The organism is Campylobacter sp. RM9334 (assembly GCF_020138145.1).
Lineage (GTDB): Bacteria > Campylobacterota > Campylobacteria > Campylobacterales > Campylobacteraceae > Campylobacter_E.
Map to the genome: position 1 here is coordinate 1 of NZ_JACGAX010000024.1, position 13,818 is coordinate 13,818.

At 25.2% G+C, this 13,818-nt stretch carries 17 protein-coding genes; 15 read left to right on the top strand and 2 right to left on the bottom strand.

Annotated features, from left to right (window positions below; genetic code table 11):
* A partial coding sequence (locus tag AVBRAN9334_RS08645) for a relaxase/mobilization nuclease domain-containing protein (RefSeq protein ID WP_336607566.1) occupies positions 1-686 on the bottom strand: 686 nt, incomplete at its 3' end.
* Positions 661-1,038, bottom strand: a complete 378-nt coding sequence (locus AVBRAN9334_RS08650) for a plasmid mobilization protein (RefSeq protein WP_336607567.1) — start codon at positions 1,036-1,038, stop codon at positions 661-663. The genes AVBRAN9334_RS08650 and AVBRAN9334_RS08645, both read right to left, overlap by 26 nt.
* Before the next feature lie 199 nt (positions 1,039-1,237).
* On the opposite strand from AVBRAN9334_RS08650, the gene AVBRAN9334_RS08655 reads away from it, so the two are divergent.
* From AVBRAN9334_RS08655 to AVBRAN9334_RS08725, 15 genes are all read left to right on the top strand, one after another.
* Positions 1,238-1,543 carry a hypothetical protein gene (locus AVBRAN9334_RS08655; RefSeq protein WP_336607568.1) on the top strand — a complete coding sequence of 102 codons (306 nt, stop codon included), beginning with the start codon at positions 1,238-1,240 and terminating at the stop codon, positions 1,541-1,543.
* Positions 1,544-1,633: 90 nt separating this feature from the next.
* Positions 1,634-2,077, top strand: coding sequence for a hypothetical protein (locus AVBRAN9334_RS08660; RefSeq protein WP_336607569.1), 444 nt, complete (start codon positions 1,634-1,636; stop codon positions 2,075-2,077).
* An 831-nt stretch (positions 2,078-2,908) separates the two neighbouring features.
* A complete protein-coding gene (locus tag AVBRAN9334_RS08665; RefSeq protein ID WP_336607570.1) occupies positions 2,909-3,607 on the top strand; it encodes a hypothetical protein in 699 nt (232 codons plus the stop codon).
* A 378-nt stretch (positions 3,608-3,985) separates the two neighbouring features.
* Complete coding sequence (gene trbB / locus AVBRAN9334_RS08670) at positions 3,986-4,930, top strand: P-type conjugative transfer ATPase TrbB (RefSeq protein ID WP_336607571.1); 945 nt, start codon at positions 3,986-3,988, stop codon at positions 4,928-4,930.
* Positions 4,931-5,043: 113 nt separating this feature from the next.
* Entirely contained in the window at positions 5,044-5,337 is a 294-nt protein-coding gene (locus AVBRAN9334_RS08675; protein ID WP_336607572.1) for a TrbC/VirB2 family protein, read from the top strand.
* Positions 5,337-5,630, top strand: a complete 294-nt coding sequence (gene trbD, locus AVBRAN9334_RS08680) for a conjugal transfer protein TrbD (RefSeq protein ID WP_336607573.1) — start codon at positions 5,337-5,339, stop codon at positions 5,628-5,630. The genes AVBRAN9334_RS08675 and trbD overlap by 1 nt, the downstream gene beginning before the upstream one ends.
* 1 nt (position 5,631) lies before the next feature.
* Positions 5,632-8,103: a conjugal transfer protein TrbE gene (locus AVBRAN9334_RS08685; protein ID WP_336607574.1), complete on the top strand. Its 2,472-nt coding sequence runs from the start codon at positions 5,632-5,634 to the stop codon at positions 8,101-8,103.
* Complete coding sequence (locus AVBRAN9334_RS08690) at positions 8,096-8,833, top strand: TrbM/KikA/MpfK family conjugal transfer protein (protein WP_336607575.1); 738 nt, start codon at positions 8,096-8,098, stop codon at positions 8,831-8,833. The genes AVBRAN9334_RS08685 and AVBRAN9334_RS08690 overlap by 8 nt, the downstream gene beginning before the upstream one ends.
* Positions 8,830-9,588 (top strand): P-type conjugative transfer protein TrbJ, encoded by a 759-nt coding sequence (trbJ, locus tag AVBRAN9334_RS08695; protein ID WP_336607576.1) that lies wholly within the window; start codon positions 8,830-8,832, stop codon positions 9,586-9,588. Before AVBRAN9334_RS08690 ends, trbJ begins: the two co-directional genes overlap by 4 nt.
* A gap of 46 nt (positions 9,589-9,634) precedes the next feature.
* On the top strand, positions 9,635-9,934 hold the full coding sequence (locus tag AVBRAN9334_RS08700) for an EexN family lipoprotein (RefSeq protein ID WP_336607577.1): 300 nt from the start codon (positions 9,635-9,637) through the stop codon (positions 9,932-9,934).
* Between the two features lie 22 nt (positions 9,935-9,956).
* Positions 9,957-11,105: a P-type conjugative transfer protein TrbL gene (trbL, locus tag AVBRAN9334_RS08705; RefSeq protein ID WP_336607578.1), complete on the top strand. Its 1,149-nt coding sequence runs from the start codon at positions 9,957-9,959 to the stop codon at positions 11,103-11,105.
* Positions 11,106-11,206: 101 nt separating this feature from the next.
* The gene (locus AVBRAN9334_RS08710; RefSeq protein WP_336607579.1) at positions 11,207-11,767 is read left to right on the top strand and encodes a BRO-N domain-containing protein; all 561 of its coding nucleotides are present in this window, start codon (positions 11,207-11,209) and stop codon (positions 11,765-11,767) included.
* Between the two features lie 2 nt (positions 11,768-11,769).
* Positions 11,770-12,465 (top strand): VirB8/TrbF family protein, encoded by a 696-nt coding sequence (locus tag AVBRAN9334_RS08715; RefSeq protein ID WP_336607580.1) that lies wholly within the window; start codon positions 11,770-11,772, stop codon positions 12,463-12,465.
* A 13-nt stretch (positions 12,466-12,478) separates the two neighbouring features.
* A complete protein-coding gene (gene trbG, locus AVBRAN9334_RS08720) occupies positions 12,479-13,402 on the top strand; it encodes a P-type conjugative transfer protein TrbG (RefSeq protein ID WP_336607581.1) in 924 nt (307 codons plus the stop codon).
* Entirely contained in the window at positions 13,399-13,812 is a 414-nt protein-coding gene (locus tag AVBRAN9334_RS08725; protein WP_336607582.1) for a hypothetical protein, read from the top strand. The genes trbG and AVBRAN9334_RS08725 overlap by 4 nt, the downstream gene beginning before the upstream one ends.
* Positions 13,813-13,818: the final 6 nt, after the last annotated feature.

Consider the following 13,818-nt stretch of genomic DNA (forward strand, 5'->3'; position numbering starts at 1 on the left):
ATTTCTAAATCATAATCAAATAATAGCTTTACAATATCATTAAAAGTAGCATTTTCATTATTTAAAACATCTTCTACTTTATTTTCTAATTTATTTTTAACCCACTCATTAAAACCTGTACTCATAGTATGTTTGTTATATATATTTTTATTTAAATCTTTATTTGATATATGATTATCTTTTTGTAATTTATGTTTTTTTTCAAGTTTAATTGCTAAATTTTGTAAAATTTTAACGTCATTATATGGATTAATTACTTTATATGTTATTGGATTGACTTTATTAATAGCTATATGCATATGTAAATTATTAGTATTTGTATGGACCGCACTTACTCTTTGATGTTCTTTCATACCAAGAACAGCAACTATTTCATTTTCTATATCATCTAAAATTTCTTTTTTAGGTTTTTCATCTTCTTTAAAAGATACTATTAAGTGCATAGTTTTATCTTGTTTAGTTATAGTATTTAAAATTTGAGTATTTAAAATTTCAAATATATTATCATCTATATCATCAAAAGAACAATTTGAAAACTTAAATGATTCTACTTTATCATTTTCTTTATGTTCTTTATCTACTATATAATTAAATAATTTTTTATCATCTCTATCAAGTATATAATTTGCTAAATTTTTAAAACTCGATTTGTTTTGCTTTTTAAATATCACTTTTTTTATAATCATTTTTGATTATCTCTTTTGCTTTTTCTTTAAGTTCTATTTGCAAATCTAATATTTTATCTACTATTTTTTCAATATCTTCATAGCTTTTATTTTTTGAAAAATTATTTTTTTTATCTTCATTTTTTACTAACCAATGTTTAAATAAACCACCAAGTCGACCAATATCACCAGCAATTAATAATAAATCACTTGCTACTTTTTGGTCAGTAATTGATTTGATAGGATAGTTATTTGCTATGTTATATAAATATTTAGATACTGAAAAATTATAATTATTAGCTTTATTCTTTATATTGTTATATTCATCTTCGGTAACTCTAAAGTGTATTTGTTTGATTTTATTTTTTTTCATTTGGTGCATATCCTTATTTTTGGAGCTTTAGCGACAAAACTTAGTATTTGTGTAGCAAATACATATCCTGTCCTTTTTAGACTCCAAATTATAGCAAAAAAACAATATTTTTTTATAAAAAATACTATATTGAATTATAATTGCTTATAATTAATTATATTTTATTAAAATTAATTATATTTTATTATTAAGGGCAGCAATGAAACGTGGAGAAGCAAAAATTGAATTTTATAGTAATATTGAATATATTAAGGATAAATATAACTCTGGCATAGTAGTATCTAAAATACTTTTTGAGCATTTCAAAAAAGAAAAAAATATTCAAATGTGTTATGAGCAATTTAATAAATATTTTAACGATGAATTTAAATTAAAAAATCAATTAAATTATACAAAAAATGAAAATATTTCTAAGGATATTAAAGAACCAAAAAAAATAGAAATTAGAAATGATAATAAAGTTTTTTCTCCTTTATACGGTAAAGATATTAAAAAGATTTTATAAAATATATATAGTAATTATATATATTCTATATAAAAATTATATAATTTTAAGATTATTATTATATAATAATTAAAAATTTAAGGAGTTTATTTGAAAAATTTATATTTTTACTTGATTTATTCTTCATTTTGGTATCCATTTTTTGTAGCTTTTATGTTATCAGCTAAAGCAGCTAGTTTAATCACTGATTCTTTTATAATTGGTGCTATTATTGCTGTTTTAGGTTGTTTTTATTTAGGAATGTTATTTATAAAAATAATAGAAATGATTGCAGAATATTTTTATAGTAAAAAATTATTTTATGGTGCATTATTTGAATCAATTTATGTAGTTAGTATTCCATTTTATATTTTTATGGATTTTTATAAATTTTTTTCAAATGAATATTTTGAAATTTTATTTATAAGAATACCGAATTTTACACATTATGGTAATTTTATTAATATAATTATTTATCTAATTTTATATTTTTATTTTGTTAGAAAATATACAAAAATTTTTATTGAAGATAAAAAAAGTGATTTAAAAAAATAAATTAAAAAATAAATTTAAATTTTAATAATAAAACAATAATTTATTTTTAAAATATATAATAAATGCACAAAAACATATCTAAAATTAAAAATTTACATTTAATCTATACTTAACCTTATATACAATAAAAAATAGTTTAAAATCGTTTTTAGAACTTAATTTAAACTTAAAGAATAATTTTTTTTAAAATTTTAAATTTTTTAAAAATTCAAATTTTTTTAAATTTTTACAAATCTTAATTTAAACTTAAAGAATAATTTTTTTTAAAATTTTAAATTTTTTAAAAATTCAAATTTTTTTAAATTTTTACAAATCTTAATTTAAACTTAAAGAATATGATGGTAAAACAAATTTTACAAATCTTAATTTAAACTTAAAGAATATGATGGTAAAACAAATTTTACAAATCTTAATTTAAACTTAAAGAATAATTTTTTTTAAAATTTTAAATTTTTTAAAAATTCAAATTTTTTTTAAATTTTTACAAATCTTAATTTAAACTTAAAGAATAAAATTTAATAAAATTAAATTCTTAAAATTCTTAAAATTTTATTTTTTATTTTGGAGAATATAATAATATGTAATCTTAAAAAATGCTTAAGACATTAAACTACTATTTTATAGGGGTTTTCTTAAATACGATATTTTTTATCTTGTTTCACACGTGAAACAGAATAACTCACACGTGAAACTAACAATATCACTAGTGAAACAAACGCAATAATAAAAAAATTATTATTTTTCTCAAAATGTTTAAAATGTTTCATTTATAGAAACAAATGTTAATTTTTTTGTTATATTATTTTGTAAGTTTTGTTTTAAAGGATTTTTATGGATATTAGACATTTAGAAGAAGATAGATTATCTAAAAATTTGTTAAGCATTGAAAAAACTAATTTGGATACCAATGGTAATGTTTTAAATAAAGAAGAAATTGTAGTAAAGCATTTTGTTAAACGTGATGAATTTATTCAATTTTTTGTAGAAAATATTAATTTTATTAATACTGAACTTTCAAATATAGAAAGACAAATTTTATTTGCAACAATTACTAGAATGAATTATGGGAATGTAGTTACTATCTATTCAGGGTTAAGAAAAGAATTTATGGCTTTAACAGGACTTAGTAAAGCTTCTGTTTCAAGAGCTATTCAAGGTTTAATTGAGAAAAAAGTTTTATTACCACTAAATACACCTGAACTTCAAGAAAAGTATATGGTTTTTAATCAAGATAGCTTTTTAGTAAATCCAAACATTGTTGGAAAAGGTAGCTTTAGAGAGTTAAAAAGATTAAGACAAATGGTGATTACTGATTTTGATTTTGAAAAACTTGAAGTAAAACAAGAGATAATTAAAGAAACTTATTATTGTGATTATCAAGAGTTGATAAATAAAAATGAATATAAAGTTGATTCTATTGTAAAATCAAACGACAACAATACTTGTCAAACTGAAATTAGAGTAGTTAAGCATAATGAAGAATTAGGTCTTAATGATACGATTATTGATTTAGATAATGAAAAACAATAGTTTCAAACTATGTAACATTTTGAGTAATTTAATAAAAGAATGCTTGATTTGTTTCAAACTATGTAACATTTTGAGTAATTTAATAAAAGAATGCTTGATTTGTTTCAAACTATGTAACATTTTGAGTAATTTAATAAAAGAATGCTTGATTTGTTTCAAATTGCTTGACAATTTACGCATATCTTATAAAATAGCGTAAAATTATATTTTAAAAGGTGTTTAATGTTATTAAAACAATACAATTTTTATTTACAAATGTTGACAAATATTGCACCTATTATTCAAAAATTAGAAACTAATTTCGCTCGTAAGGGGGGGGGGGCGAACTAAATTACTTAGTTCAAAAACTTACTTTTTTTACTTTCTTGGAGTTGGCTTATGAATAGCGAACACCAAGAAAGAATAATTGCAAAAATCTCAAGAGAATTTCAAGAAGTTTTAACAGTTTTTAACGACCCAAATACTATTGAAATTATGCTTAATTCTGATGGTAAATTGTGGATTGAACAGTTTGGAAAAGATATGTTTGTTTTGAACAATAACTTTTCTGAAATTAAAGCAAAATCAATTATTACTTCAGTCGCAAGCTATATAGACACAGTTATTAATGCTGATAATCCTATATTAGAATGCGAATTTCCGCTTGATGGTTCAAGATTTGAAGCATTAATACCTCCAGTAGTATCAAAACCGACTTTTACTATACGTAAAAAAGCTATTAAAATTTTTACACTTGATGATTATGAAAATACAAATATTATCACTAAATCTCAAAAAGATTTTTTAGTTAATGCAGTATTAGAAAGATTAAATATTTTAGTTGTTGGCGGAACAGGTAGTGGAAAAACTACTTTTTCTAACGCTTTAATCTATGAAATATCTCAAAAAGCACCAAATCAAAGAATAGTAATCATTGAAGACACAGCAGAATTACAATGTGCTAGTGAAAATAAAGTTATTTTAAGAGCCAATGAAAAAGTAGATATGCTAAGGCTTTTAAAAGCTACGATGAGACTTAGACCAGACAGAATTATAGTTGGTGAAACTAGAAGTAAAGAAGCTTTAGATTTATTAAAGGCTTGGAATACAGGTCATCCTGGTGGAATTGCAACAATACACGCTAATTCAGCCTATGCAGGACTTACAAGACTAGAACAATTGATAGCAGAAGCTAGTAATGCTCCTATGGGACAACTTATAGCAGAAGCTATTAATCTGGTTGTTTTTATCAAAAAAACTATACAAGGAAGGAGAATTGAAGAAATAGCAAAAGTATTAAGTTATGACAATGTAAATAAAAAATATGAAATTCAATTAATTTAGTTGTGTTCATTAAAAAACTATTTCAAATCCTAGCATTTGAAATCATTAAAAAAGTTAGAAAAACGTATAGTACTAGTTTTACTACCTATACGAAAAATTAATAAGGAGAAAAAATGAAAAAATTTTTATTATTGTTTTTAATTTTTGGAGTTGATTATTTATTAGCTTCAACTGGTAGTGGTATGCCTTGGGAAGGACCATTAACACAATTAAAGGCTAGTTTAACAGGTCCTGTGGCTTTTACAATTTCGATTTTGGCAATTATGGGAACTGGTGCTGGTCTAATTTGGGGTGGCGAAATTTCAGGCTTTATGAAATCTTTAATTTATGTAATTTTAGTAGCTGCTGTTGTTGTAGCAGCTAATAATATTTTAGCTATGTTTGGTGTTACTGGAGCATTAATCTAATGCAAGAGTTGCAAAGAGTTGATATATATCAAGCATTAAATAAACCAAACTTAGTGTTTGGTGCAGATAGAGAGTTAGTTTTATTTAATATGTTGATTAGCTTTACCTTAATTTTCACTGGATTAACTTTAATATCAACTCTTATAGGTTGTTTTATTTTATTTGCTGGTGGATTTTTATTAAGAACAATGGCTAAACACGACCCACTTATGAAAGATATATTTCAAAGACAAATAAAGTATAAAAAATACTATGTAGCTCAGGCAAGTTATTTTTCATATTTAAAGGCTTAAAATGTTTTTGCTTAAAGAATTTAGAAATAAAGCTAAAGCTTTTTCAGATATATTAAATTATTCAACCTTTATTGAAGATGGTGTATTATTAAATAAAGATGGTAGCTTAACTGCAGGTTTTTATTATAAAGCAAGTGATATTAGCTCAATTACATTAAATGATAGAAATACAATTGCAACAAATATTAATTCAATTTTAAGTAGGTTAGGAAATGGTTGGGTAGTTCATATTGACTGCTCAAGAACCCATTCTGATTCTTACTTAAGTGGAGATACACACTATATCAGTGAAATAGCAAATATTATAGAAGAAGAAAGAAAAATGTATTTTAAAAATACAAAGCATTTTGAAAATCTTTTTACTATCATATTTACATATTTACCACCACATAAAAATATTAATAAAATTCTTAACTTGATGGTTGAAGATGATACAGCAAAGAATTCTAATAATCAAGGAGTTAAAATACTTGAATATTTTAAAAATACTTTAAATGATTTAGAAAATAGTTTAAGTAATTTTATTGATATTAGCAGAATGCGTGAAAAAATATTAGAAGATGAATTTGGCAATGAATATATTTTTAGTGATTTATTAGAGTTTATTCATTTTTGTATTTGTGGCGAAATTCAAAACGTTATGCTTCCAAAAGTTCCAATGTTCTTAGATTGTATTATTGGAGCCAAAGAATTTATAACAGGGTTTCAACCTAAAATTGATAATAAATATATAGCTACAATAGCAATTGAAGGTTTTCCAGCAGAAAGTTATCCAAATATTTTAAAAGATTTATCAGAATTGGATTTTGATTATAGATTTAATACACGATTTATCTTTATGGATAATTATGAAACACAAAAGTCTTTAAATCAGTATAGAAGAAAATGGCAACAAAAAACTAGGGGATTTATTGACCAATTCTTAGATAGACCTAGCTCAAAAGTTGATGCTCACGCAGTAGCTATGGTAAATGAGTTGGATTCAGCAATAGCTGATAATAATTCAGGTTTAACTGCTTTTGGCTATTACACTGCAAATATTGTTATATTCGACATAGACTTAGAAAGTTTAGAAGAAAAATGCAAAGAAATAAAATTATTATTAGAGCGTTTGGGTTTTATTGCAAGAGTTGAAAATATAAATGCAGTTGAAGCTTATTTGGGCAGCTTACCTGCTCACGTAAATGCAAATATTAGAAGACCAGTAATTAATACTTTAAATTTAGCTCACCTAATGCCATTGAATAGCATTTGGGGCGGAGAAAAATATAATTCTAACGATAAATTTCCGCCAAAATCTCCTGCTTTAATGCAAGTTGTAACAGGTAGCTCAACACCTTTTAGACTTAATTTACACGTAAGTGATATAGGGCATACACTAATATTTGGTCCTACCGGGGCAGGTAAATCTGTTTTATTAGCTAACCTATTGCTTAATTTTCAAAAATATCAAAATGCTAAAGTATACGCTTTTGATAAAGGTCGTAGTTTATATGCAACCACATTAGCAACTGGTGGAACTCATTATAATATTGCTAGTGAAGGTTCAAAACTAGCATTTGCACCTTTAGCAAATATAAAAACAAATACTCAAATCGCTTGGGCTGAAAGCTTTATTGCAACTTGTTTGGAGTTACAAAATGTGGAATTAACACCAAAACATAAAAAAGCAATTCACGAAGCTTTAGAATCACATATTAAAACTAATTCAAAATCTTTTACTGAATTTGTATCAAATTTACAAGACCAAGAATTAAGAGATGCTTTACATCATTACACAATTTCAGGTCCAGCTGGATTTTTATTAGATGCAGAAGAAGATAACTTAAACCTTAGTAATATAACTACTTTTGAGATTGAAGACTTAATGAATTTAGGCGAACAAAATATTATTCCTGTATTGCTTTATTTGTTCTTTAAAATAGAACAAAGCCTTGATGGAAGTCCAACAGTTGTAATTATTGATGAAGGCTGGATCGCTTTAGGTCATAAAGTATTTAAAAATAAAATAGTTGAATGGTTAAAAGTTTTAAGAAAAGCAAACTGTGCGGTAGTATTGGCAACTCAAAGTCTTAGCGATAGTGCAAAAAGTGGTATTCTTGATGTATTACAAGAATCTTGCCCTACAAAAATATTTTTACCAAATAATGAAGCGTTCAATAAAGGTAGTGAAAACACACTTGGTCCTTATGATTTTTATAAAATTTTTGGTCTTAATGATGTTCAGATATCAATTATAAATAATGCCATTAAAAAGCGAGATTATTACTATGTTTCGCCGCTTGGAACAAGATTATTTAGCTTAGCTTTACAAAAAATCAATTTAGCTTTTACTGCTTGTAGTGATAAAAAAAGCGTTCAAAAAATCAAAGAATTACACGAAAAGTATCCGAATGATTGGGCTTTTAAATTCTTAGATGATAAAGGAATTAATTATAAACATTATCAAATTAAAGGAGAAAAAAATGAATAAGGTAATTTTATCCTTATTTATAGCAAGTAATTTATTTGCTAATACTTTTACTGGCGAAGTTAAAACTGCTTGTGAAGTGCTTTTATGCTTATCTACACCAAATAAGCCATCAGAATGTGCTGCACCACTAAAACACTTTTTTTCAATTAAACACAAGAAGTTTTGGAAAACATTAGATTTAAGAAGAAGCTTTTTAAATTTATGTCCAACAGGCAGCACAGACAATATTGAAGATGATGCTATTATGACTGATTTAAAAGAAGCTATTATAAACATTCCGCACGAATGTACACCAGAAGTATTTAATAGACAATATGAATATTCTACAAAACAAGTTTTTAATGAAAGCTCTAATTCTTATGAAGATATAAAACTAATAAGAATAACAAAAAATATACCTAAAACCTGCGTTAGATTTATAAATAATAAATACACAGATATGACAATGCCTATAAATACTTGTAGTGATAGGTTTTTTACAAGCACCGAATGGAATCAAGGATATTATGAAACAATAGTTTATAAAACACCTAGTGTAAGGTTTCCTAGTAGGCTTGATACTATGCAAATACCTAATACAGTTAAAGAACTTTTAGCAGCTAATAAAATTTATAAAAGTCGTATAAACTATAAAGTTGGCTCAGGAGAAAATAGCATTGCAAAAATGTACTACTACGATGTTTATAGACAAAAACACCAAATCAATAAAAAATGCTGGAGATATAAATGAAAATAAGTAAAATTTTATGTATTTTTTTATTTGGAGCAAATATATGTGCTTCAGGAATTCCTACGGTTGATATTGCTGCTATTGCAGGTCAGCTTAAAGATTATTATACACAAATTGAACAAATACAACAATTAACTACTCAGATTAATCAATATAAAAATATGATTGAAATGAGTAAAACTAATTTAAAAAATTTAACTAAATTTGACTGGCAAACACTTGATAGTATTTTATACCAAACTAATAATATTATAAATTCAGCAGGTGCATTATCATATAACACAAAAAATCTTACTGATAAGTTTGACAATCTATATAAAAATCCTGAAACTATTAGACAAGATTATATTAATTCAACAGATGAACAAAGAATATTAAATAGTTATAACTATAACAAAAGAATTAATGATAATCTAAGAATAACTAGTCGTGCTACTTTAGAAAAAATGAAAGCAAATAATAAACAATTAGAAGAAGAAAGTAAAACAATCAAAAAACTAAAAGAGCGTTCAGAAGGTGCAAAAGGACAATTACAAGCAACTCAAGCCGCAAATGATTTATTAGCTTACCAAATAGATGAACTAAGAAAGCTAAGGGTTGCAATGATGGACCAAATGGCTATGTTATCAAATGTTATAGCAGCTCAAAGTATGAAAGAACAAGCTATGGAAGAAAAACTACACGAATTTTATAAGGATGCCAATAAGGCAGGAAGGACTCAAAAGATTATTCCTAGTGTAACCAAATGGAAATAAATGTTATATAATAAATTGTTTTTAAATTTTTATTAAAGGAAAAAAAATGAAACAATTTATTTCAAGTTTAATGGTTGTAGGTGCTTTAACTTTTTTTGTTGGTTGTGGTGATGAAGTTAAATCTATTGATTATTATATACAACACCCAGAAGAAGCAAAAGCTAAAATTGAAAAATGTAACAAAATGGGGAAAATGAGTGAAGAACAAAAACAAGATTGTGGAAACGCAACAGAAGGTAGATTTAAGGCAGATTTGCGAAATCTTGGAAAAAGCCAAAAAATCATTCCTAGCGTTACCGAATGGAAAGCAAGTAATTCAGAAACTGAGGAACCTACAAAAAAATAAACATATCCTATATATTTTATTTTTGCTCCTAATACCAAATATAGTTTTAGGAGCTACAAATGTTCCTGGCTCCGATAGTATTTTAAATGAATTAAAATCAAATATTTCAAGTTGGCTTCCAAATATTAAAAGAGTTTGTATTTATGTGTTTTATTCTTTAGCTGTAATTGATATAGTTTGGACCTTTAGCGAAAAAGCCTTAAAAGGTTTTGAATTAGGAGATTTTTTAGCAGCATTAATAAAAAAAATTATCTATATAGGAATTTTCTTATTTTTATTCAATACTGATTTATGGATTAAAACTTTATATACAGGTTTTCAACAACTTGCCACAAACGTTACTTATATCAATGTAACACCTTCAACTATTTTAGACAAAGCTTTTAGTATTGTAGGAGCAATTTTTAAATCTATGAGTCTTGTGTCTCCTGGAGATTCTTTTTTAAAAATAATTATAGGAGTTATTGTTTTAGCTGCTTTTTGTTTGATGGCAATAGATTTATTGATTGTTTATTTGAAATTTTATTTACTAAATATCATTTGTTATTTTGCTTTTGCTCTTGGTGGTTTATCACATTTCAAACAATTAGGACTTAATCCTGTTTTAGCAGCAATTAAAATAGGTATAGAACTATTTTTAATTTCAGCTTTTATGGGCTTATGTGTTAATTTTATGATAGATTTAATTGATGAAAACATTGATTTTGATTACTTAATGAGCATACTAGCTATGGCTTTAATATTTTGTATTATTACGAAAATGATTCCTGGAATGATAGAATCAGTCATGAATGGTAGTATAGGAGAAACCGCAGGTGCTAGTGCTAGTTTTAGAGCAGTTACTGCAACTGCTGCTGGAATAGCAACAGGAGTAGCCATTGGTGGTGTCTCAAAAACAATAAGTGCATTAAATGAAGCAAATAAATTGAATAATATAACAGGAGCTAACGAAGGTAAAGGTAAGGTTGGCAAATTACGTAATGCTTTTAAAACTGCATATAGCGAAACAAAAGAACAATTTAAAGCAAATTTTGGAAAATCACAAGTATCAGAAAGCTTAAGAGAAAAAACCAAAGAAGTTCAAGAAGCAATTAAAAAAGCTGAAGGAACTATTAGCGGAGATAAAAATAATAACACAAATGAAAACTACGCTAGTGGAGTTGAAAAATAAAAAAGTTTAAAAAAGAGCTTAAATGCCTATAAAATAAAAGTTTAAAGTGTATTTAAAGGGGGTGGTATTATATACCACCCCCTTTAAAAAAAGGAGAAAAAATGAAAGAAGAAGTAACGATTTTTAAAAAAAAGAATTTGGGTAAGGTTAGAATTGCAGGAGATTATGAAAATCCTTTATTTTCTTTAAATGATGTATGTAAAAGCTTAAATATATTAGATTCAAGACAAGTAAGAGAGTCAATAGAAAGAGAATTTGAAGGGGTTATGTTAAACATAACCCCTTTTAAAACAAAAGGTGGAATACAAAAACTAGTAATGATAACCGAGCCACAATTATATTTTTTAATTATGCGTTCAGATAAGCCAAAAGCAAAAATGTTTAGGCAATGGGTTATTAATGAAGTATTACCTGCTATTAGAAAACAAGGTAAATATGAGTTGCAAAACAATCAAGCACTAGAAAATCAAGCTGCTAAATACAACATTCCAAAACTTTCAAAATATAAACAAGAAATTATAAAGACCATTACAAATATGGAAACAAAATTTAAATGCGATTGTAATGAATTAGTTGAATATGAAATAATTGAAAGTTTTAAAGATAATCAATTTGAAGTAGTAAAAAAAGTTCAAATTAATACACTAAATTTTAAAGGATAACAATGAAAAAACTATTTGAGAAAAAACAAGTAAATAAAAGTGAAATAGATACGAGTTATAATCCATACCTTGATGCTAAAAGAGAATGGCTAGAACGTTATGGAGATTATATCGCACAAAAACATAATTGGCAAATACTAGCAATGCTTTCTGTATTTGTATCTTTAATATGTGTGCTTTTTTTAGGTTATATAGGAACACAAAACAAATTAGTTCCATATATAGTTGAAGTTGATAAATTAGGCAATACAAGTCGTGTTGGCATAGTCTCAAATACTGATTTAAAAAATGTAAATGTTATAAAATATAGCATTAATACTTTTATTACTTCTTGGCGTTCAATTTGGGGAAATATAGATATTCAAAAGAAATTTATATTTGATACATATAACTATATTGAACCTAATTCAAAAGCTTTTACATTTGTTAATAATGAATTTCAAACAAATAATCCATTTGATAAAATTGGTAAAGAAAATGTAAAAGTTAAAATTAAATCAATAGTAGCTTTAAATGTTGAGACTTGGCAAGTTGAATGGGAAGAAAACTTAGTAAGTTCAAATGGAGAAATTATTGATACTACAAATTATAAGGCACTACTTCAAATTAAACAAATAGTTCCTTCAACTGAAGAACAAATTATTAAAAATCCACTAGGTATTTTTATTAGCGATATTAATTATTCAAAAATTTTATAAAAAAGGAAATATGATGAAAAATAAAATATTTTTAAGTTTAATTACCACAAGTTTATTATTTGCAAATACTTTTAATGAAAGAGATTTTGCTAATCTTACACCAAAACAACAAAAAGATTTAGCATTAGCTCAAAAATGGGTTTATGCAAAAACTACAAGTACTTTAGGAGAAAATGGCGAAGTTGTTTTCTTATTTGGCGAATCTATGCCAACAATAGTTACTGCACCACTTAGATTAACTGATATTGTTTTAGAAGCTGGAGAAGTTATAAAGGATGTTCAAATTGCAGATAGTGTTCGTTGGGTTGTTTCGTTAAGTGTTAGTGGAGAAGAACCAAATCTTACTTCACACGTAATAATAAAGCCAACCGACAAAAATTTACAAACCACACTAAATATTATGACAAATAAAAGAGTTTATAGGTTAAATTTAATTTCAGAAGCAAAGAAATTTATGCCTGCGATATCGTTTAATTATAAAAATGATATTATCAAAACATTAAATCAATACCAAAATGATATGAAGAAAATATCAAATAGTAAAAACTTCTATAAACTCCAAGATGATGTAGTTGCATCAAATATTGACAATTTAGATTTTGATTATAGTATTGAAGGTAAAGCTAACTTTAAACCCTTAAGAGTATATAACGATGGTGTAAAAACATATATTCAAATGCCTAAAAATATGAAATTTTATGAAGCTCCTGCATTAATGTTGCTAGATAATGGTAAAGAAAATGAAATCATAAATTATAGACTTAAATACGATACCTTTATCGTAGATAGATTATTTGATAACGCTGTTTTAATTGCTGGTGTAGGTAAAAAACAAGAAAAGGTAACTATTAAAAAACATTCAAATAAAGCAAATCAAGAAATAGTAAATAATGTGCTTTATGACTTATCAAAAGCTGCTAAAAAGGAGAAAAAATGAAAAAATTAATATTAATCATAATAGCTTTATTTTTTATAGCTTGTAGCAACTCTAACAATTATTTTAATTCAACTTTAAACTTAAATAACAATATTCAACAAGAAGTTATCATTAACGATATTGCCGATATTGTTAAAAACAATTATATAAAACAATCAACGTTATATTTAAGCACTAGTGATGCAAATAAAGATTTTTTCAATCATTTGTGTGATATTTTAAGAAATGAAGGTTTTGCAATTAGCGATGATAATTCTCTTAAAGGTTTAAATTTTATAAGTTACTCAATATCTCAAATTGATGAAAATATTTTTGTAACTATAAATATAGATGCAAACAAAGTAAATATAACTTATAAAGTAAAAGACAATAAAATCTTTAAAAATAGTATTAGCTTTTTTGATTACTAGGAGAAA